23 protein-coding genes are annotated in these 21,777 nt (G+C 30.2%); 10 read left to right on the top strand and 13 right to left on the bottom strand.

Annotated features, from left to right (window positions below; all coding sequences use genetic code 11):
* Window positions 1-2: 2 nt before the first annotated feature.
* From TMEL_RS01205 to TMEL_RS01180, 6 genes are read left to right on the top strand one after another with little or no spacing between them, the layout of a single operon-like run.
* Complete coding sequence (locus TMEL_RS01205) at window positions 3-419, top strand: hypothetical protein (RefSeq protein WP_012056461.1); 417 nt, start codon at window positions 3-5, stop codon at window positions 417-419.
* A 13-nt stretch (window positions 420-432) separates the two neighbouring features.
* Complete coding sequence (locus TMEL_RS01200) at window positions 433-1,224, top strand: tRNA (adenine-N1)-methyltransferase (RefSeq protein ID WP_012056460.1); 792 nt, start codon at window positions 433-435, stop codon at window positions 1,222-1,224.
* Window positions 1,217-2,422, top strand: coding sequence for a S41 family peptidase (locus TMEL_RS01195; RefSeq protein ID WP_012056459.1), 1,206 nt, complete (start codon window positions 1,217-1,219; stop codon window positions 2,420-2,422). The genes TMEL_RS01200 and TMEL_RS01195 overlap by 8 nt, the downstream gene beginning before the upstream one ends.
* Window positions 2,419-2,937 carry a hypothetical protein gene (locus TMEL_RS01190; protein WP_012056458.1) on the top strand — a complete coding sequence of 173 codons (519 nt, stop codon included), beginning with the start codon at window positions 2,419-2,421 and terminating at the stop codon, window positions 2,935-2,937. The genes TMEL_RS01195 and TMEL_RS01190 overlap by 4 nt, the downstream gene beginning before the upstream one ends.
* On the top strand, window positions 2,930-3,322 hold the full coding sequence (locus tag TMEL_RS01185; RefSeq protein WP_012056457.1) for a hypothetical protein: 393 nt from the start codon (window positions 2,930-2,932) through the stop codon (window positions 3,320-3,322). Before TMEL_RS01190 ends, TMEL_RS01185 begins: the two co-directional genes overlap by 8 nt.
* Window position 3,323: 1 nt before the next feature.
* A complete protein-coding gene (locus TMEL_RS01180) occupies window positions 3,324-5,639 on the top strand; it encodes an efflux RND transporter permease subunit (protein WP_012056456.1) in 2,316 nt (771 codons plus the stop codon).
* On the opposite strand, the gene TMEL_RS01175 is transcribed toward TMEL_RS01180, so the two are convergent.
* The 13 genes from TMEL_RS01175 to TMEL_RS01115 are packed head-to-tail and all read right to left on the bottom strand — an operon-like array spanning window position 5,636 to window position 16,691.
* The gene (locus TMEL_RS01175; RefSeq protein ID WP_012056455.1) at window positions 5,636-6,637 is read right to left on the bottom strand and encodes a lysylphosphatidylglycerol synthase transmembrane domain-containing protein; all 1,002 of its coding nucleotides are present in this window, start codon (window positions 6,635-6,637) and stop codon (window positions 5,636-5,638) included. The two genes, TMEL_RS01180 and TMEL_RS01175, sit on opposite strands and share 4 nt — an antisense overlap.
* Window positions 6,621-7,364, bottom strand: a complete 744-nt coding sequence (locus tag TMEL_RS01170) for a glycosyltransferase family 2 protein (RefSeq protein WP_012056454.1) — start codon at window positions 7,362-7,364, stop codon at window positions 6,621-6,623. Before TMEL_RS01170 ends, TMEL_RS01175 begins: the two co-directional genes overlap by 17 nt.
* 10 nt (window positions 7,365-7,374) lie before the next feature.
* Window positions 7,375-8,514, bottom strand: coding sequence for a glycosyltransferase family 2 protein (locus tag TMEL_RS01165; protein ID WP_012056453.1), 1,140 nt, complete (start codon window positions 8,512-8,514; stop codon window positions 7,375-7,377).
* Complete coding sequence (locus TMEL_RS01160; RefSeq protein WP_012056452.1) at window positions 8,511-9,917, bottom strand: hypothetical protein; 1,407 nt, start codon at window positions 9,915-9,917, stop codon at window positions 8,511-8,513. The genes TMEL_RS01165 and TMEL_RS01160 overlap by 4 nt, the downstream gene beginning before the upstream one ends.
* A gap of 1 nt (window position 9,918) precedes the next feature.
* On the bottom strand, window positions 9,919-11,064 hold the full coding sequence (locus TMEL_RS01155) for a hypothetical protein (protein ID WP_012056451.1): 1,146 nt from the start codon (window positions 11,062-11,064) through the stop codon (window positions 9,919-9,921).
* Window positions 11,065-11,075: 11 nt separating this feature from the next.
* A complete protein-coding gene (radC, locus tag TMEL_RS01150) occupies window positions 11,076-11,717 on the bottom strand; it encodes a RadC family protein (protein WP_012056450.1) in 642 nt (213 codons plus the stop codon).
* Window positions 11,718-12,266 (bottom strand): Maf family protein, encoded by a 549-nt coding sequence (locus TMEL_RS01145; protein WP_012056449.1) that lies wholly within the window; start codon window positions 12,264-12,266, stop codon window positions 11,718-11,720.
* On the bottom strand, window positions 12,244-12,780 hold the full coding sequence (locus TMEL_RS01140) for a Gx transporter family protein (RefSeq protein WP_231109750.1): 537 nt from the start codon (window positions 12,778-12,780) through the stop codon (window positions 12,244-12,246). The genes TMEL_RS01145 and TMEL_RS01140 overlap by 23 nt, the downstream gene beginning before the upstream one ends.
* Window positions 12,723-13,061 (bottom strand): NusG domain II-containing protein, encoded by a 339-nt coding sequence (locus TMEL_RS01135; protein WP_012056447.1) that lies wholly within the window; start codon window positions 13,059-13,061, stop codon window positions 12,723-12,725. The genes TMEL_RS01140 and TMEL_RS01135 overlap by 58 nt, the downstream gene beginning before the upstream one ends.
* Complete coding sequence (hutI, locus tag TMEL_RS01130; RefSeq protein ID WP_012056446.1) at window positions 13,048-14,244, bottom strand: imidazolonepropionase; 1,197 nt, start codon at window positions 14,242-14,244, stop codon at window positions 13,048-13,050. The genes TMEL_RS01135 and hutI overlap by 14 nt, the downstream gene beginning before the upstream one ends.
* On the bottom strand, window positions 14,241-14,993 hold the full coding sequence (locus TMEL_RS01125; protein WP_012056445.1) for an undecaprenyl-diphosphate phosphatase: 753 nt from the start codon (window positions 14,991-14,993) through the stop codon (window positions 14,241-14,243). Before TMEL_RS01125 ends, hutI begins: the two co-directional genes overlap by 4 nt.
* An 11-nt stretch (window positions 14,994-15,004) precedes the next feature.
* A complete protein-coding gene (locus TMEL_RS01120) occupies window positions 15,005-15,703 on the bottom strand; it encodes a hypothetical protein (RefSeq protein WP_012056444.1) in 699 nt (232 codons plus the stop codon).
* Window positions 15,687-16,691, bottom strand: coding sequence for a M42 family metallopeptidase (locus TMEL_RS01115; protein WP_012056443.1), 1,005 nt, complete (start codon window positions 16,689-16,691; stop codon window positions 15,687-15,689). Before TMEL_RS01115 ends, TMEL_RS01120 begins: the two co-directional genes overlap by 17 nt.
* Window positions 16,692-16,773: 82 nt before the next feature.
* On the opposite strand from TMEL_RS01115, the gene tilS reads away from it, so the two are divergent.
* The 4 genes from tilS to TMEL_RS01095 are packed head-to-tail and all read left to right on the top strand — an operon-like array spanning window position 16,774 to window position 21,595.
* Window positions 16,774-18,045 carry a tRNA lysidine(34) synthetase TilS gene (gene tilS / locus TMEL_RS01110; RefSeq protein ID WP_012056442.1) on the top strand — a complete coding sequence of 424 codons (1,272 nt, stop codon included), beginning with the start codon at window positions 16,774-16,776 and terminating at the stop codon, window positions 18,043-18,045.
* Window positions 18,042-19,895 (top strand): ATP-dependent zinc metalloprotease FtsH, encoded by a 1,854-nt coding sequence (ftsH, locus tag TMEL_RS01105; protein ID WP_012056441.1) that lies wholly within the window; start codon window positions 18,042-18,044, stop codon window positions 19,893-19,895. The genes tilS and ftsH overlap by 4 nt, the downstream gene beginning before the upstream one ends.
* On the top strand, window positions 19,879-20,253 hold the full coding sequence (locus TMEL_RS01100; RefSeq protein ID WP_238375221.1) for a thioesterase, FlK family: 375 nt from the start codon (window positions 19,879-19,881) through the stop codon (window positions 20,251-20,253). Before ftsH ends, TMEL_RS01100 begins: the two co-directional genes overlap by 17 nt.
* Complete coding sequence (locus TMEL_RS01095) at window positions 20,237-21,595, top strand: B12-binding domain-containing radical SAM protein (protein ID WP_012056439.1); 1,359 nt, start codon at window positions 20,237-20,239, stop codon at window positions 21,593-21,595. Before TMEL_RS01100 ends, TMEL_RS01095 begins: the two co-directional genes overlap by 17 nt.
* Window positions 21,596-21,777: the final 182 nt, after the last annotated feature.

Below are 21,777 nucleotides of genomic sequence, written 5' to 3'. Positions count from 1 at the left end.
ATATGAAAAAATGGACGTTGATAATTTTATTTATTTCGATTGTTTCATTTGCTTTTGAAATATATGGAGGTTGGAATTTTACGATTGATGGTACAAGTAGCTTTTACTCAGTGAGTGTTGATTTGCCAATATCAGTTAACAATGATACTGAATTTGGTTTTTCATTTCAGTATCTTCATGATAATTTTACTTTTACAAATTATGGAAAGTATTCTAGAGAGACATCATTTGGAAAGTTTGTAATTTACGGAAAAGGTGGAGCACTTTTTCAATTTTCCTTTGATTCAATTGGATATATGGTTTTAGCGGGTATTAGGTATTATTTTAATAACTTTTTCCTTTCCTTTTCTTACTCAGTTTTATACATTGGAAATGATAAAATACAGGCGATTCCTGTTGAGTTTGGATATCATTTCTAAAGGAGGCAATATTTTGATCAGAGAGGGAGATAAAGTTTTACTTTATGGAGAAGATGGAAGTAAGATAATCATTACTGTTGAAAAGGGCAAAAAGAAAGGAACGCATTTGGGGCATGTGAATATGGATGATTTAATTGGGAAAGAGTATGGGGATTTGATTTTCTTTGGAAAGAAGCAGAGGGCGTTTTATATTTTACCACCGACGTTTATTGACTTGATATTTAATATGAAAAGGAGAACCCAAATAATTTATCCAAAGGATGCATCATATATTTTGTTTAAACTTGATGTAAAACCTGGAAGCGAGGTTATTGATACTGGTGTGGGTAGTGGTGCAATGTGTGGGGCGTTTGCAAGAGTTGTGGGAAAAGAAGGTAAAGTTTATGGTTATGAGAGAAGGGAAGATTTTTATAATCTTGCAAAGAAAAACTTGGAAAATTGGGGATTAAATGATTTTGTAGAATTGAAACTAAGGGATATCTCTCAAGGATTTGACGAAACGAATGTGGATGCATTACTTTTAGATGTACCTGATCCCGATAATTACATTGAGAAATGTTGGCAAGCGTTAAAGGGTGGAGGAAAGATAGGAATTATTTGTCCTACTACCAATCAAGTACAGCAAGTTTTAGAAAAACTGTACGATTATCCGTTTATAGATGTTGAGGTATGGGAAAATTTAATGCGACGGTTTAAACCAAATCCGGAAAGACTAAGACCATTTGATAGAATGGTAGCACATACTACATATCTGGTTTTTGCGACAAAGGTTTTGAGAAAAATAGGAGGTGTTTCTGATGAATAAGAAAAACTACATTATTACGTCTTTTATTTTGTTTGGAGTTTTTTTGACATCTATATTTTTAAGTGGAGCAACTGAGAAAACGTTTCAGGAGCATCTAACACCACTTGCGGAAACTCTTTACTATATCTTAAACTATTATTACGATATGGATAATGTAGATGTAAATAAAGTAATAGATTATGGTATTGACGGTTTGATAAAAGGGTTAGGAGATGATTTTAGTTATTACTATAACGTTGAGTTGTTTAAGGAAAGGGAAATTGAAAATAAAGGTGAATATGGTGGACTTGGTATAGAAGTTACGTATGATCCAGATGCAAGGGCGATCAAGATTATTAGCCCAATGTATGGAACACCTGCATGGAAGGCTGGACTAAAGGCGGGGGATTTAATAATAAGTATTGATGGGACACCTGTAAAGGATATTTCATACCTTGATGCAGTGAATATGATGAGAGGAGAGCCTGGTACAATCGTAAAACTTACCGTGTTGAGAAATGATGAAATCTTAGAATTTAAAATTAAAAGGGAAATAATCAAAATTACACCTGTAAAATATGGATTTGTTGAAACAGAAATGGGTAGAATAGGTTATGTTAGACTTACCCAGTTTAATCAACCATCTTCCAAAAAGTTGGAAGAAGCGTTACAAAAGATATATGATAAAGGGGTAACTGCGTTGATTTTTGATTTAAGGGATAATCCTGGTGGTTATTTAGATAGTGCTATAGATGTTGCAAGTATGTTTTTGGAAAGTGGAAAGTTAATAGTAACAGTTGAACCTAGAGTTGGTCAGGTGGAGCGGTATGTGAGTAAAGGAAATAATTTTCAAAATGTTCCTGTGGTTATTTTGGTAAATGGTGGTTCTGCATCTGCTTCTGAGATTGTCACGGGTGCACTCAAAGAGAACAACAGAGCGGTTATTATAGGTGAGAGGACATTTGGAAAAGGCTCAGTACAACAAGGATTTCCATTGAGTAATGGTGGAATGGTTTACATTACAATAGCACATTACAAAACACCAAGTGGAAATGATATACATAAAGTTGGTATTGAACCAAATATTTTTGTGACTGGTGATGCAACCAAAGTAGAGCACGAACGAGTAGTGGTTGATTATACAAAAGAATTTACGGAAGTTGATACAAACGATCCATATATAAAGAGAGCTTTAGAATATTTGCTTGAGGGAAAATGAGAATAATATTTATAGCTTTTTTGATTATGGTGATTAATATTGTGATTTTAACTTCCTTTTTGATAATTAAAAATTTAAATAAGGAGATTGTGGAAATACAATCTCCTCCGTCCGTTATATTTGTTAATCCTTTTGCAAAGCATGTGAAAGATTTTAAAGATAGATTGATAATTCAAAAGATTCTATCGGAAAATTTAATTTATGGTTCTTCCCCTTTTTTGTTGGAAAATAGAGAAAAGATGGACAATGTGGAATATTATTTTAGGGTTTTTAGGGTAGATTATAAAAAAGAATATTTTGAAAAGCTCTTTTGGTGGGGGAAAAGTTTTTCGGAAGCCTTGATTTATGATAAATTTATTTTTTATTATATTCCACATATTAGAAGTGGGAAAAGTAATTTTACCTTTGGAGAAGTGCTTTATAATGCTTTGAAAGGGAATAGCTTATCGATAGAAAAGTTAAACAAGATTGAAGAAGAAATATTGAAAAGGTATGGAGTTGTAAAATATGATTAGGAACATTTTGATATTTTTAGAACTTGTTTTAGTTTATATATTTTCTTCTTTTGTGTTGCACGTAAATAAATTTACCCTTTCAGGATATGTGATAAGCTTTTTCATTATGTATTTTTTCATTTTTAGCATTATTGCCTCTTTGAAAGGAAAAGCTTTTCTTTTTAGTGAGTTATCTAGATTATGGTTTTATTCTTTTGTGCCGATGTTTGTATATATAATATTTTTAATCAATATACGTTTTCACATTTCTATTGATTCAAGACTTGCATTTTTTCCAAGTTTTATTCTTTCTAATTTTATGAATTTAAATTATGAAAAAAGGAAAGGTGTGGCTATTTTTAGATTACTGGCATTTTTCTTTTTCATTTTTTCGGGGGTGAATTAATGTGATTGAAAAATTAGGGAATTTTTTGATAAAGAAATCTTTGGTTATTTTAATCACGTTTAGTATTTTAGGCTTTTTGTTGGGATTATATAGTATATTCAATCTAAAGGTTAATGCAGAATTAACGGAACTTGCCCCTGATAATATAAAGGAGTTTAAGGATTTAGTTAAATTTACCGAGGAAAAGGTTGTCTCAAATACGTTATTAATAGTAGTTGAACTTAATAATAAGGTGAACATCAATGAAGTTGCATTAAGAATAAAAGATGCGTTTGAAAAGACGGAATATATATCAAAAGCAGAAGCATTTGATAATCCGGAAAATTTAATAAAGTATGGGATATTTACAGTTGACGAGAATAGTATAGATAATATTTTGGGATATTACAGTGCTGTTGTAAATGTAGAACCTCGTTCAGTTATTGATTTTAGGTTTTGGAGAAATTTAGGAGTTGCAATTTCAACTGTTTCAGACTTTGCAAATGATTTTTTTTCAAGAAGTGGTATAAAAAAATACTATCTTATATCTGAAGATAAAAGTTTAATGTTAATGAATTTTTCAATGAGCAAACCTGTAACAGATGTGAACTTTTTAAATGATGCCATACCATTTTTAAAGAGAATTTCCAAAGATATCTCAGATAAATTTGGAGTTAATATATTATTTAGTGGTTCTGCCATGAATAATTACACTGGAAATTTACAGGTTTCAAAGGATTTTCAAATTACTACTTTTGTTTCTCTAATTGGAATATCTTTGTTACTTCTGGTTTCATACGGAAGTACTAGTTCGATGCTATTTATGTTGTATTCAATGATTCTTGCAATGGGTACAAGTTTAGGAATTATAGTTTTTCTGTTTAAAGAGGTAAATATTGTAACTTCTTTTGTCAATGCAATGTTATTGGGACTTGGTATAGACTATGGGATCCATATTACTGCAAAAATCCATGAAAATTTAAGAATTTATGGGAAATCAACACAAAGTATAGTAGAAGCGATAAAAGAAAATTTTGTGCCTTCATTTGTTTCAGCAATTACAACGGCAATTTCTTTATTTGCACTTGCTTTGAGTCCTTCTAAACCCTTAAAAGAAATGGGAATTTCTTCGGGGATTGGTGTTTTAATATTCTACATTTTTATGAATTTTTTAATTCCTGCATTATATGCAAAGTTCTTTTCGAGAATTAGAATACCAAAAAGAGAATATTTCTCGAGATTTTTAGAATTTGTCAGAAAATTTAAACCAATAACTGTTTTTGTTTGGGTTGTAGTTTTAGTAACAGGTTTTGGCGCGTATTTTGCAGTTAAGAATTTTTCATATACACCTCCTGGACTTGTTCCAGAAAAATCAGAAGCAATGATTGCATTAAGTGTTGCAGAGGAAAAATTTGGAGATTTTGGAATAGGACAAGTTGTGCTTGGAGCTGAAAACTTTGAGGATTTAAAACGTTTAAAGGAGAAGGTAGAAAATTCAAAATATTTTTCAAATACTTTTTCGATTTTATCTTTTATGGATGATCCATCAAGATTAAAAGAAATATCTCCTACATTTTACGGGAAAATTAATCAAATAGTTAGTGAACCGATTTTGGATATAATATTTAAAAAATATGGGTTGTATAACAGTTTAATAGAAACTTTGAGCTTGTTACAATCTGCCAAAACATTTGAAGATGTTATAGCTAGTATAGAAAAGGATATGCCATCTTTATTTTTTTACGATTCAGATGGGAAAAGGTATTATTTATTGTATGCTAAGGAAAAAATAGGGTTATGGACTAACAATAATCTAAAAAAGATATTTGATGAGGAATTAAAGGGGGAAAGAGTATTTGGGTATCCTGCACTTTTTTACAAAGTAATGGTATACCTTATTAATTCAACAACAAAAGCCGTTTATTTTGTGTTTATGGCAATTGTATTGACTTTATTAATTGATCAGAGAAGTTTTAAAAGATCTTTGCAAATATCTTTTTTAGTCATTTTATCTATATTGTCTACAATAGGAATAGGTTATTTTGTATTAAAGATAAATTTAACCTTTTTGAATTTACTAATTGTACCAATTTTTTTGGGAATAGGTGTTGATAGTATGGTGCATTTAGCACATAGTATAAAGCACGGAAGAGAAAGTATAATGAAAACTGAAAAAGCAGTGACTGTATCAGTTTTGACAACAATGATGGCTTTTGGGAGTTTTATGTTAGCTCAAGGTGAGTTATTAAAGGAATTTGGCGAGCTTGTAGGGTTAGGTTTATTAATTTCATGGTTTGTAAGTATTTTTGTATTTTTAAATGGTATTGATAAAAACTAAACTTTGTCTTTCTTAAAAGCAAAAGGCAGTAATATTATCGTTCCAAATATTATTAGGAGATAATATGAGAGGAATCTATAAAACAACACACCTTTTATAATTGCTTCTTTGTTTGGTGAAAAAGAAGAAAATACGTTGGTATAAATTATTTCAAAACTACCGCTTGCGCCAGGCGTTGGTACTAAAAAGGCAACTGCATTAACAATGTTTACAATGGAAAAGAATTTAAAGAAAGGTATATTTATGTTGGTAAAAATTTTAATCGAATAGTAGAATACATAGCTTTGGAATATCAGTAGTATGAACATCATTATAAAATCAATAAAAATTAACCATTTATGTTCGCGAAATATTTTTTTTATCACAATATCTAGTTTATGAAACCAATGTTCTATTTTATCAAAATTTACTATTTTTGATAGAATTTTTACTTTTTTTAATACGCGTAAAAGCTTTCCAATAGTTTTAGGAAAAGCAATTCCAAGGAGAATAACTATAGATGAAAGAAATGTTAAAATTAGGCCAAGAAAAATAATGTTTTGAGAAATTCCCGTTATATTATGTGAAAAAAAGATTATATAGCTTAAATCAATAAAAAACATTAACGAAATCATTTCAAATAATCTTAAAAGAACCACCTGTGTTGCATATGCAGAATCAACGCCTTTTTTGTTAAGATAATAAATTTGAAATGGTTGTCCTCCTACGGAAAAAGGTGTGACAGAAGAAAAATATCCTGTGACAAAACAGGAGTTAATTGATGGAAAAATACCAATTTTTTGGTCTAAAATTCTAAAAACTATAAAATGTTTTACCCCATCGAAAACAAAACTTAAGGTTACTAAAATAATCGCAACTATGAATTTTTCATAGTTTAAAGAGAAAAAAATACTATTAATGATATTTTTATTCAGAGAAAAACTGTAAAAAAATAATACAACACCGGATATTAGAATAGATAATATAATGCCAATTACTATTTTATTTTTTTCTTTCATATTTCCTCCCGTAGTATTCTTTTGTGTAGTATTTTTCATAAGTAATTTTGTTTTTGTTAAAAGCCACGTCTGCCCATAAAATAACAGCTTCTTTAAAACTTTTAAAAAAACCTTCTTTTCTAAATCTTCTGTTTGATGTGAAAACTACCAAAAATGGTGAGAAGGAAACTTTTCCGACTTTTGATATTTTTCTTGCAAGACGAAAATCTTGTGAAGCAAGATTACTTTTTATATCATATCCGCCCACTTTGAAGTAACATTCTCTTTTTATTGCAAAGTTTGCAGCACCTACAATATAAGTTTTTGTGAACAGCTTTGAAAGAAAATCCATAATTATATACGAAATCCATGTAAAAAAGTTTGATATTTTTCCATTTTCTATGAACATAAATGGTCCGTAGATAGCACAAATTTTTTCGTGTTTTTTGAATGTTTTGAATATTTTTTCAAAGTAATTTTTAGGGTAAATCGAATCAGCATCACAAGTTAAAAAAATATCGCCTTTTGAATTTTTGATGCCTTTAACGATTGCATTAATAGATCCTTTTTTTTCTTCAAAAAAAATGTTAGTTGTGTATTTTCTAGCTATTTCTACGGATTTATCAGTGCTACCATTATCTACAACAATAATTTCAAAGTTTTTATATGTTTGATTTTTAATACTTTTTAGTGTTTTTTCTAAAGTCTTTTCTTCATTTAGAACAGGAACAATTACAGAAATTTTCATATTATCACCTTTAAATTTTATCTCTTTCAACTTTTTCCCAGGGAAGTTTTTTGTTGAAAGGTCCTGTTATATAGCTATAAACTAGTATGAGAAGTTCGAAAATCATTAACAAAGGTACGTAAAGAAAGGAATAGAAAAGTGAGAAAAAACCAAATTGTCTACTATCAAGAGAGCTAATCCATAATAAAATATATACGGCCATTATTAATCCAAATACGATTTTGAACATACCTATATGAAATATCAAATCAACAAATAAAGATATAACTGGAAGAAAAATTACCAGACCAGTTAGCATATAGTAAAACAAATAAGAGTGGTGTCCTTCTTTTATGCGCATAAACATTTCCCTAAATCCGCCTGTGTACCATCTTTTATGTTGTTTCCATAAATCTTTAAAACTTTTTGCAAATTGAATTTTTATATATGGATATGTTGAATAAAATTCTTTTACTTTTAATTTTGATAGTTTAGTAGCCATACTAAAATCATCTACGAGCGTTGTAGGATCAATAGGAAGAATTCTTTCAAGAAGACTTTTTCTAAAGAATATACCATTTCCCATAAAAATCATTTTCACTATTATGTTAGAGTAAAAGATTGTTTTAACAAAATTAAAATATATCTCTTGGATTATGAAAACGGGAGTGAATCTAAAGTTGTATGCTTCAAAATTTGTGAAAATCATTTCTACTTTTGGATTCGAAAAACAATATACATGAGAAGATATATAGTTTTCTGGAATTCTTGCATCTGCATCAATTATTAATACGATTTCTCCTTTTGCAATTTCCATTGCTTCGTTGATTGATTGAGGTTTTCCTTTTTCACCTTTCTTTTTAATTACCTTTAAATTATTGTATTCTTTCTCCAAACCTTTAGCAATTTCAAAAGTACTATCCGTGGAATTATCATCTATTACTATAATTTCAAAGTTTTTGTAACTATTTTTTTCCACAGCTCTAATAGTATTTCCTATCACAGCTTCTTCATTATAGCATGGAATAATTACAGAAACCAAGGGATAATATTTCGGGTTTCTGTTTTCATGTAAATAATTTGTTCTTTTTTCATTTTTGTACTTTCCGTACAATACAATAATAAGTGAAATTAGTATAGTTGCTATATAGAATGTAGTAGTGTATGTCATATATCCACCTCGATATTTGCAATGAATAGAATATTTTCATTTATTTTAAATAAATTAATAGAAAAACTATAAAACTTTATCAACAAATCAAATATATTATATCTTAAATCTTTTGAATTGGCAATTTCGTTTCCTTTCGGAGAAACGTTATTAGGCCAACTATCCCAAAACCATTTCCATCTATCTACTCCATTATCGTTAACACACCCTTTAATTAAGTGATTATATACAAATGATAAGTTAAATGACTTAAATTTGTAATCAATGCCTAAGGATACCATAGTAGCATCTGGTCCATATTTAAAACCCAAAGGAAAATCTATCAAGGCTCTTCCAGGGGTATGGTTGTTATCTAAGTAAAAGTGTCTTATATTTACTCTTAAATATGGTAGATAGTTTGTTATATACATCCATTCGCTTGTAAAATCATATTCTCCCCAAATTTTTAGATTTTCATCTTTATAACTAACTCCCAAATTATACCCATATGCGTTTGGTTTATAGTTTGAACCAATTTCCGTTGGGCCGTTAAAATCATCTAATACAAATTCCCCGAAGATATTGAATTTTTTTAAGTTGTACATAAAATCTATAGATGCTAAAACGTTTGAATATCCTTCACCATACGTATTGTGGAAGAACATTAATGGGTTTATATCAATTAGATCTAGAAATTTTCCTCCAACAACGTTTATTTCACCTATTCCTATTCTAAGGTTATACAAGAAAAAATCAAATCTATGTGCAATGATGGTTTTGTAAGGTTGTGAGAAATATAGTCCAGGGGTGTGAGAATCATAATGGGTTTCTTGAATTGTTTTTTCAGAAGTGGTAAGTAATGGAAAAGAAGAAATTAAATGATAAGTGTATTTAAAGAAATCTATTTTTTTGGAGAAGGTTATATTATCTTGAAATGTAGTATCAGATATAGAGATGGGGTATATAGAATTTCCCCATTTTATTGGGTATCTGCCAATTCCAAGGAATGTTTTATTATCCGCATAAGCAAGTAAAAAATTTTCAGGACCGTTCATATCAAAGGATGGAGTTCGAAAATTTTTCAAAAAAAAGTTTGTGAAAGGATCAATTATCATTACCGTTTTTTCTTTGGAAAATGGGATATTTGTATAAAAGATAAAGTTATCTTTTTTAAGGAAAATTTCCCAATTTAAAATAGATGGAATTTTGTCAAATACATAGAAACCACTTTCTGCGGGATTTATTGCGGTTCCTGCACCACCGCCTTTTTCAATAAGTAACACGTTCCAATATCCGTATGAAAACGACAAATTAAACTTTATGTTGTTATTTAGTGTAAAGTTAAAATCTTTTGTAGGATTAAGCAAAAATTCTGAAAAGGTAAGGATTGAAAATAATATTAACAATAAAATTGGTTTTCGCATTTTAACCTCCATAAACTAATTTACAGTGCTTTTCTGAAAACAACAATCTAACAATTTCTGGATCGTAATATTCTACGAAGAAATCGTACTCTGTATTATTTTCTACTATTTCTAATAAATTTCCATGTACTTCTTTAGTATATTCTCTAGGAATGTAACAAAACTGTTTTAAACCAATATGTGTATGTTTTCGGTTAAATAGCTTTATAGAATATCTTTCAACTTGCTTTTCGAATTTTTCAAAGAACAGTTTGGACTTTTCTATTATTTGGTTGTTAAAATAAAAAAAGCCAAAAAATAAGTTATATTCAGGTGTTTTTTCAAACTTTTTTAACGTGTCAAGCCTTAATTCGTAATCGTTTAGAATTGACCATGCAGCATTTGCAAAAACAGCTTTTATACAATATTCTTTTTTTGTAGGAGGTGTTCCGTTGATAAGACTGTAATTCGTATTTAGACAATAACTTTTTGTCTTTTCAGGTTCAAAGTTTTTGGCTTTAAGAAAATATAGTAATAGTGGTAGGAATTTTTTGGTTTTTATAGTGGTTTTTACAACTTCATCTTCATCTAATTTTTTTCTATATGCAGAAAGTATAATACTGAAAAAGCTATCTATCTTTGAGAGTTGAGATAGTATTTTTGAAAAGTTGGTTGAAGTTCCTTTAATAAGGTAATACTCTAAAAGTAGGATAAAAGGATAGATAGATTGTGGATAGCTTTTTATAAACTCGACTATTTCATTTGAAATATTTTCCCTTTTATATAATTTTGATAAGAAGAAGTTGTACTTTGAATATATATCTTTATCCTTTAAGATTTTTTCAACTTCATCAAATTTTGATTCTAAAAGAAATAATAAGGCTTTGTAAATTTTATTGTCAATCGAGAATGTTTTTAAAGAGTTTAATATTTCTTCAATACTTGCATCGTAATCTTGCATGTTTATGTCGAAGATAGTGAAGCTTTTATCTTTAGTTATATTTGCTTTTTTAATTATTTTTTCTTTGAGTTTTTTGATGCTTTCAAGGTCGTTTGTTTTTTCTTTTTTTATCTTTTTATTGATTTTCTTTAGTCCCTTTTTTTCAAGTTCTTTTTCAAGCTCATTTTTTAACTTTAGTATGTTTTTTAATTTGTCATCATTTGTCATGGTTACACCCCTTAAATCAATCGGTTATGTTTAAAACTATAGAAACCATTTCCAATAATTACGTGATCTAGTAGTTTAATTCCAATTATTTCACCAGCTTCTTTTACTTTGTAGGTTAAGTCTTTGTCATTTTTACTTGGTGTAACATCTCCAGATGGGTGGTTATGTACTAATACAATATACACAGCAGAATTTTTGATAGCTTCTCTAAATACTTCTCTTGGGTGTGCAAGACTTGTGTCAATTAATCCAATGGTAATATCTCTTGAAGATATTACTGATAATTTTGAGTTAAGCATTATAACCCTAACAACTTCTTGATCAAATTGTTTCATATCCTTGCAGAATTCATATATTAACTCTGGAGAGTTTAATGTTTTTCCTTTTCTTTCTTCGTTTAGAAGTCTTTTCGAAAGTTCCATAGCTGCAAGTATGGTAGTTGCTTTTGCTTTTCCCAGTCCTTTTATTTTACACAAGTCTTCTATACTTGCTTTGCTTAATTTTAAAAGGCTGTTGTCAAAATAGTTTAGAATTTTTTTTGAAATTTCAAGTACATTATTATTTTTTGTTCCAGTTCGCAATAATATTGCTAATAATTCATGGTTTTCTAATTTTTCCGTACCTTCAGTTAATAATTTTTCTCTTGGAAGCAATTATATAATCCTCCTATCCCAGAGTATATCCCATATCCTTGATATGGGTAATCCTACAACATTGTAATAATCTCCTTCTATTTTTTCAACAAGTATTGCTCCCAGTTCTTGAATGCCGTATGCTCCTGCTTTATCAAGAGGTTTTGAAGTTGATATATAGTACCTTATTAGTTCATCGCTTAATTTTTTAAATTTTACCATTGTTTTTTCACAAAATGTTATTATATCATCTTTTTCAATTATTGTAACTCCTGTGTATACTGTGTGCCATTTTGATGATAATTCTTTTAACATATTAAACGCATTGTCTAAATTTTTGGGTTTTCCAAGTACTTTATTGTTATGATAAACTATTGTATCAGCGGATATTATTATTCCCTTTTCTTTTATACTTAATGCTTTAAGCTTTGAAAGTTTTTTAACAAGCTTTTCTGGATCAGTTTCGTTTATATTTTCCTTTATACGTGGAGCAACTGTCTTAAATTTTATGTTAAGCATTTTAAGGAGATTTATTCTTCTGGGAGAACTAGTCGCTAAGATTATATCCATCAAATATCTCCTCCATTTTTTTTGCAAGTAGAGCATTTATTATTGCGGAAATCAATCCCAAACCAACCATAATTGGCAAAAATGAAAATATTGCATTGCTATTTATTATTATACTCCCAACAAAAACTTGTGCGGTATTGTTTGATATCATTCCAATAATACTTATCCCACTATATCCAAAGAACTTTAACTTTGAAATTAACCACTGTATGAATATAGCAGACAGGATGCCAAAAAAACCCATAAAAAACGCGGGAGAAAAAATCGTTCCTGTGAAAATACTTCCAATTATTGTTTTTAAGACTCCAACTAACAATCCTCCTTTTAAACCAAAGTTTAAAACCGTGTATAATACTACAAAATTCGAAAAACCCCACTTTCCAGCTGGAACGGGATATGGAATATATCTTTCTATTACAAACATTACAGATGAAAGCGAAATTAAAAGTGCGTAAATTACCAAGTTTGTAATTCTTGCTCTTGGGATTCTATTACTATTTTGTTTGGAATACAAATTATTTTTCCTCCCTTGGTAATTTTCCCTGTTTTTTCACAAATTTTCAAAGGACATGTTGAATCTGTAACCCATACATTTTTTCCATCAAAATGTACAATGGTAAGTATTTTATTATTGTTTTTAATTTCATAACTTCCCGGTTCTTCTAAAGTTAGATAAACTTTTCCGTCTACTTTTACGACAAATTTTGCATTTTTATCTTCTTTTGGAAAAAGTATAAGAATAACTATTAAAATCAAAACAATTAAAAAAAGATCGCTTTTTTTAGTTGTTTTCATACATTGTCACCTTGCCGTTGATTATAATACCTTTTAGGAAATTTTGATCAAACATGTATGGAATATCTAAAAACTCATTTGTGTTCCATAATGCAATATCGCATTTGTATCCAGGTTCTATCTTTCCATTTTCAATGTCCAAAACATAAGCAGAGTTTAAAGTGTAAGCGGTTAAAATTTCTTCTGGTTCCATTTTTAGAAATCTCAGAGCAAGGTGCATTATAAAAGAAGGGGTAAAGATTGGACAAGAACCTGGGTTAAAATCTGATCCCAATGCTATTGCAGCACCATTGTCTATTAATTTTCTTGCATTTGCAAAAGGTTCTCCAAGGTAAAAGCTTGTACCTGGCATAAGTGTTGCAATGGTGTTAGAATTTGAAAGAAGCTCGATTTCTTCATCTCCAATTTTGAGTAGATGGTCAGCAGAAACTGCCCCTATTTTTACAGCAAATTTTGTTGCACCAACATTTTCGATTTCATCCGCGTGAAATCTTATTTTAAATCCCTTGTTTTTTGCACTTTCAAATAACTCTTTTATATCATCTGGAAGAAATACTCCTTTATCACAGAAGACATCAATTGTATTTGTGAATTTTTTAATATCTTCTAACCAGCTTTCTACCTTTTTTATATATTCATTTTTATTTTCTTCTAAAGGTATTGCATGTAAACCTAAAAATGTGGGAATTATCTTTATATCTTGAATTTCGTTTAATACGGTAATGGATTTTAATTGTTTTAATTCATTGATTTTTTCAAGGCCATAACCGCTTTTTCCTTCAATTGCACAAATTCCGTTTCTTTTGAATATTTTTAGGTAATCTATATTTTGTTTCACTATTTCATCTATACTTGCATTTCTTATCATTTTCACACTATTGTGTATGCCGCCACCTTGTTCAAATATTTCAGAATAACTTTTTCCTCTTGCTCTAAGATAAAACTCTCTTGCACGTTTTCCATAAAATGGAATATGTGTATGTGCATCTATTAATGCAGGAGTTACCAATTTTGCTTCTATTGTATAATCATCATGAGATTTGTGTTTTTTTATGTCCAATATTTTTCCCTTGTCGATTATTATATCTGTATCAAATGTTTCAAATAGTTTTCTCATTTCATTTCCTTTTTTAGGACTACTTCCCATTGGTGTTATAAGATGTTCTGCATGTATTTTTATCATTTTATCCCCCCTAATACAAACGAGAAGATGGAAATAAAAATACAATAAGCAGAAAATATCTTTAGATTTTTTGAGATAGTTGCTTTTTTAAGTATAAAAAGGCTTAACAGGCCGAAAAAAAACGCTACTATTGCTGAAGAAATTGAATATGAGTTTAGACTTATGTTTTTAATTTCCAACAAGCCAGCCCCTAAGATTACTGGAATACTAACTAAAAAGGAATATTTTAATGCAATTTCTCTTTCTAAGCCAATAAGAAGCGATCCAAACAATGTAAAACCACTTCTAGATATACCTGGGAATATTGCAAGAGCTTGCATTATTCCAATAACTAATGCATCTTTATATGTCAAGGTAGATAAATCCTTATTTCCTTTTATTTTGTCTGAAATTAGCAAAGCTGCACTTGTTACCAGAAAGAAAAAAGATATGATTTTTAGATTTGAAAGTGATGCTTCTATTTTGCTTTCCAATAAAACACCAAAAATTGCAGCAGGAATTGTGGAAACTATTATTTTTAAAGTAAGATTTATGTAATTTTTTTCTAATTTTATAAGACCTTTAATGATTTCAGTTAATTCTTTTCCTACAAAGATAACAATGGCAGCCAATGTTGCAAGGTGTAAAAGCGCAAATACGGATAAATCTGGCTTGAGATTAAAAAGCTTTGAAAAAACACTTAAGTGACCGGAACTTGAGATGGGTAAAAACTCAGTTAGTCCTTGGACTATTCCTAAGATTATTTCCATAATCTTCCTCCTTATTTTGTTATTCTACCAATATAAGGACCGTATGTTGTTATGTTTAGTTCCTTTATTTTTAGATTATCTAAGAAGCTTTTTGCAGTATCAATATCAGGAAATGCGCCGAGACAAAGAGAATAAAAAGTTTTGTTTTTTCTTCCAAATTTTATTGCATAAGATAAATAACCACTTGCGCGCAGGGTTATAATATCCTTAAAGATTGGTTCTGGATTTTCGCCTGTTTTTAGAAATATAGTATAAACGCTTTTTCCAGGTAGAAGGCCTGGGAGTTCTACATTCGAAGGTATTACCAGAAAATAGATATCATCTGAAATACTGTTAATTAGATAGTTGTTGTTTAATTTTATTATTTTAAGCGCTGTTTTTGAGTCCACGACAAATGTAGAGACATCAGTTCCATAATCAAGGATTTCAATTGCATTTGCAATTAATTTTTCATAATCAAAAGTTTCAAATTTTATCATTGTACTTGTTGAATCAAAAGAAAAAGCCGGGAGTGTTTTACTCCCAGAAATTTCAATTGTTATTGGTTTTGGAATATACATTATTTTTACGTCAACAGAAGATTTCTTTGTGTATAGATAGATTGTTAATATGAGAAATAATAATGTTAGTAAAGATAATACAAGTATTATTGTGCTTATTATCTTTAACTCTAGTGGAGTAAATGAACGCAGATTATAGTCCCTCCTCAATATATTTGAGTATTAATTGTATTGTTGCTTCTACATCATTTTTGTGAACCATTTCATTTGGGGTGTGTATATACCTAGTCGCAATTGAAATAGTTGCACTTGGTATACCTGCTTTTGTATTTTGATAACCTCTTGCATCTGTTCCACCGTAAATTAACACTTCCATTTGATATGGTATATTGTGCTTTTCAGCTAGATTTCTTAAAGTTTCAACTATTTTTCTATCACTAATTGAGTACCCGTCTTTTACTTTAATACAAGCTCCACTTCCCAATTTCATTGATATTCTTTTATTTGCCTTTGGAGTATCTCCAGCACCGGTAACATCAATTGCAATGGCTACATCAGGATCAATTTCATATCCAGCAACTCTAGCACCAACAATTCCAATTTCCTCTTGCACCGCAAAAACACCGTAAACAGTGTTTTCGGGGTTTTTTAGCCTTTTGAATGTTTCAATTATGACTGCGCATCCTATTCTATCGTCCAGGGATTTTGATATATAAAAGTCTCCTTTTTCTACAAAGTAGCCATCAAATGTACCAAATGTTCCAATGGAACATAGTTTTTCTGCTTCTTCCCTTGATTTTGCACCAATATCTACATATAGTTTGTCAAAAGATAGGTTTTTAATATTTTCGGAAAGTATAGCTCCAGTTTCACCTTCCACGTCAACAATACCTATTATATCTCCAAATCTAATCTTAGATCGGAAGATAGTATAAGGGGATACTCCACCAACCATATCAATTTTCAAAAAACCTTTGTCGTCAATATTTGTTACGACAACCCCAATTTCATCCATATGTGCATCTAAGAGAATTTTTCTGTCACTTCTTCCGGTTTTCCATACAATTAAATTTCCCAATTTATCAACTTTGTAACCATCGATGAATCCATCAAGTTCGGAAAGAATTACCTTTCTAATTTCATCTTCTCTTCCGCTTGGGCTATGTGTTTCAGTTAGTTTCCTAATTAAATCTTTCATTTTTAAAAACCTCCTTTGTATTTTATCATTTTTATTATACACTACTATTATGGGAATTAGCAAATGAAAATGGGGTGAAAAAGTGTTATCACTGAAAAATTTTTTGGAAAAAATAAAGCAATTTGATATTATACGTTGTGATGATAAAATTTTGATTGGGGTATCTGGAGGAGTGGATTCCATGACTTTGTTATACCTTTTAAACGGTGTGAAAGATATTTTAAACATAGATATAGTATGTGTAACTGTTGATCATGGTCTTAGGAAGGAATCAAAAGAAGAGATAAATCTTGTAAAAGAATTTTCAAGAAGTTTAGATGTTCCATGTATTTCTGGCGAAATAGATGTTTTGGGATATTCTAAAGAGAAAAAGCTTTCTATTGAGGAGGCAGCAAGAAAATTAAGATACGAGTTTTTCTATAGAATAAAAGAGAAAGTTGGAGCAAGTAAAATAGCCGTAGCACATAATTTGAACGATTTGGTGGAAAATGTATTGTTTAGGCTTTCAAGAGGTGCAGGACCATTTGGTATTTATGGGATGAAGCCTGTAAAGGGCAATATTATTAGACCTTTGTTGTTTTTTACAAGAGAAGATATAGAAGATTTTGCGGGAAATAATAAGATACCGTATGCTGTGGATAAAAGTAATTTTGATACAAAGTATACGAGGAATTTTATAAGACATAATATTATTCCGAAGTTTAAGGAATTAAATCCATCATTTGAAAGAGCAGTTTTTAGATTTGTGGAAAATTTATGGGAGTTAGATGATTTTATGGAGAATACTATTAATGTTAAGCACGTTAAAATCTTTGATGGAGTATATTTTAAGGTGCCTGAAGATGAATACGTACTTGTTGAGTTTGTTAGAAGACAGACAATTGAACAACTTGGAATTGCACCTGATAAGGAAAAACTCGATAGATTAAAAAGATCGTTGGGTAATACAACATTTAAAGTTAGTTTTTGGGAAGATTATGGATTGGAGATATCTTATGGGTATGGTTTTTTAGGAAAGTTTTTAAATGGAGAATTTTTTTATGAAATTAAAAGGCCTGGAAAAATATTTTTAGAACCATTTGAAATAGAAATTGGAAAAAATGATAAAGATGGTATAATATTTAATAAGGAATCTTTTGTTATTAGAAATTGGAAATTTGGAGATAAAATAAAGGGAGGTAAAAAAATAAAGGAAATTTTTGTGAAAAAGAAAGTTCCATCTTTTATCAGAAGAATACTTCCGGTTTTTGTCGATGAAGATGTTGTCTTTTTTATTCCGGGGATTTACATTGACAAATCATATTTGTCTGAAAAAGGCTTGTCTGTAAAGGTGAAAGGAGGTTTTTTGTTTTGAATAGAGGAATTGGATCGATAATTGTTGGGCTTTTAATAATTTTAAGTATTTTTTGGGTGTTTGAAGGTTTGTTTTTTAATACAAACTCATCTACTATAAAGATGAGGTATAGTGATTTTGTTAAAAGACTAGAAGCAGAGTCAACCGACATTGCAGAAGTAGTGATAAAAGATGATGGAAATATTGAATTAAAAACAAATTATGGTAAAAGATATACCGTATATGCACCTTGGGTAAAGTATGATATGGATTTAATTAACAAAATGGTTGGTAAAGGGATAATCGTGAATGGTGAAAAGAGTATGGATAGCTCTTTCTGGGTTAATATAGTTGGAAATTTACTCTTCTTTATCTTAATGTTATTTATGTTTGGTTTTTTGATAAGAGGGCTTGGTGGAAGAAATAATCAGGCCTTTTCTTTTACAAAGAGTAGAGCGGAAAAAGTAGTACCTGGAAAAAAGAGAGTTACATTTAAAGATGTTGCGGGAGTGGATGAGGCTGTTGAAGAATTGCAAGAAATAGTAGATTTTTTGAAGAATCCTGGAAAATTTAACAAAATAGGAGCGAGAATGCCTAAAGGTGTTTTGTTGGTAGGGCCTCCAGGGACGGGAAAAACTTTGCTTGCAAGGGCGGTTGCTGGTGAAGCAAATGTACCATTTTTCCATATAAGTGGTTCAGATTTTGTTGAGTTATTTGTTGGTGTTGGCGCAGCGAGGGTTAGAGATTTGTTTAATCAAGCAAAATCAAATGCCCCATGTATTGTTTTTATAGATGAAATAGATGCCGTTGGAAGACATAGAGGAGCAGGCCTTGGTGGGGGACATGATGAAAGAGAGCAAACTTTGAATCAATTACTTGTGGAGATGGATGGGTTTGATGTAAAAGAAGGTATTGTAGTTATGGCAGCAACTAATAGACCAGATATCCTTGATCCTGCCCTTTTGAGACCAGGAAGATTTGATAAAAAGGTGGTAGTAGATCCACCAGATGTAAAAGGTAGAGAAGAAATACTTAAAATACACTTAAGAGGAAAACCTATTTCTGATGATGTAGATGTAAAGGTACTTGCAAAGCGAACTACAGGTTTCGTAGGAGCGGATTTAGAAAACCTTGTTAATGAAGCGGCTTTGCTTGCCGCAAGAAATGGAAGAACAAAAATGGTAATGTCTGACTTTGAAGAGGCAATAGATAGGATAATTGCAGGTCCAGCAAGAAAATCAAGGTTAATTTCGGGAAAGCAAAAAGAGATAGTAGCCTATCATGAGCTTGGACATGCGATTGTAGGTACTGAGCTTCCTAATTCTGATCCGGTTCACAAAGTTTCAATTATACCACGAGGGTATAAGGCATTGGGGTATACCTTGCATCTTCCTGCGGAAGATAAGTACCTAATTAGCAAGAATGAATTAATGGATAATATAACCGCACTTTTAGGAGGAAGGGCTGCTGAAGAAATTGTGTTTCATGATATTACTAGTGGTGCGGCAAATGACATTGAAAGAGCAACTGAGATTGCGAGGAAAATGGTTTGCGAACTTGGAATGAGTGATAATTTTGGTCCTCTTGCTTGGGGTAAAACCGAACAAGAGGTGTTTTTGGGGAAAGAAATAACAAGGATGAGAAATTATAGTGAGGAAGTTGCAAAAATGATAGACAGTGAGGTACAAAATATAGTGAATACATGTTATAACAAAGCAAAGGATATTTTAAACAAACACAGAGAAAAGTTAGATGAGCTTGCAAAATTATTGCTTGAAAGAGAAGAGATAAGTGGAGAGGAATTAAGAAAGCTTCTTAAGGGGGATGGTGTAGTTGTGGAGAGAAATAGTGGGGATGAGCAAGACAGTTGAATTTGTGCCTGATGATTCCTATATCTGGGATGAAGATGATGAGATGAGAAATTATCATTTTGTTTCTACTTCTGGTTTAGTAAAACAATTTGTTAGTTTGGGAAGCAAATTGCTTGATGATGTATTACCACAAGATCTTATTTCAGTAGTTGTAGATGTTAAGATAAAACAAAATTTACCAGCTTTAGTGGGAGATAGATTGGTTATTGGAGTGCGGGTTACAAAGATAGAAGAAAATTACGTATATTTTTCTGGTATAGCTACAAAAGAAAACGTAAAAATGGCGGAGATTGAATTTACAAGAGTTGTTATATCGAGAAATTATCTTAGGAGGAAAGCAGTTGAGAAGGCCACGTAAAAGTGAAGACTATAATGAATTTGCATTTGTTAAAAAATTTAGTGATTCAGAAAGACGGTTCAAAGATTTTAAAGGCAACCAGGGGGTTGCCTTAATTTTTCCAAGTAGTTACAAGGTAGCTTCTTCTTCTCTGTCATGGAGTTGGGTCCAACAGCTTTTTTGGGAGCAAGGAGTTTTTCCAGAGAGGTATTTTTATGAAAAGTGGTTTAAAAAGTTTTATTCGGTTGAATCTTTCAAACCCTTAGATGAGAATAAAATACTCATGTTTTCACTTCACTTTGAACTTAATTTTGAAAATGTTTTGGATATTTTAAAAAAATTGAAGGTTCCTTTGCTCTCAAAAGATAGAGATGTAAATTCTCCTGTCGTAATTATTGGTGGAGCAATAACATTTTTTAATGAAGAAATAATAACTCCCATAGCAGATGTTGTTGTTAAAGGGGATTTGGAGAAAAAGGTTAAGTTTGTATCTGAGGGAATACGTCTACTTTTAAAAAATAAAGTTGAAGGATTAGAATACTTTAAGAACATAAAAAATGATTTGAGTAATTTTGATATAGGACAAAAATTACCTGCATCCCATTTTTTGACTCCATTTTCAGAATTTGGAGAAAAAAGACTTATTGAAATTGGTAGGGGATGTATTAGAAGGTGTAAGTTTTGTGTGATGGGCTATAACAAAAAACCGGTAAAATTTGTTAGACCGTCTATAATTGAGGAATTTGTAAAAAATGAAAAAAATCCAATAGGTGTTATTAGTGCAACTATTACAGATTATCCATGGTTGGATGATTTGTTAGATATTTTGGAAGAATATAATATTGAATTTTCTGTGTCATCTATGAGAGCGGATGGAATTACTGAAAGGTTGTTATGTTTATTAAAAAAAAGCGGTCAAAGAACATACACAATTGCACCGGAAGGAATTTCTCAAAGGATAAGAGATATATTGTTAAAAGATATTGATGTTGAAGAATTATATAGTGCACTGGAAACAGGAAGAAAAGTAGGTTTTAAAAGTGTAAAATTTTATTACATTGTGGGCTTAGGAGAAGGAAAAGATGATTTAGGTGAGATGAAAGAGTTTATAAATAACGTAAAAAAGATGGGTTATAAGTCTATAAGTTTGAGTGTGAACCCTTTAATTCCAAAGAGAAGAACGCCATTTTATGGAAGAAAAATAATATCTGAAAAGGAGTACAACAATATGAAAAAATGGTTTTATGAAAATTTAAGAGGTATAAAAATAAATTTTGAAAGTTATAGATTGTCAAAAAAACAGTATGATTTTAATGTGATGAATGAAAATGATATAGTGGAATTTGTGAAAAGGAGATATTAATTTCCTTGGTATTTTTCTGAAGTATTTTCCCAGCTTCATGAGACAGTATAAAAAACTGTTATGATTGATATTTTATTAATTGGATTTTATAGAAACTCACAAAAGAAGACCTTGACTTCTATGAGTTGTGAGATGAATTTTGTTTTCAAGAAACAATATTGTATTGATATAAGTATTAATTT

The sequence above is a fragment of the Thermosipho melanesiensis BI429 genome, from assembly GCF_000016905.1.
GTDB lineage: Bacteria > Thermotogota > Thermotogae > Thermotogales > Fervidobacteriaceae > Thermosipho > Thermosipho melanesiensis.
This window is presented reverse-complemented; position numbering and strand designations above follow the sequence as displayed.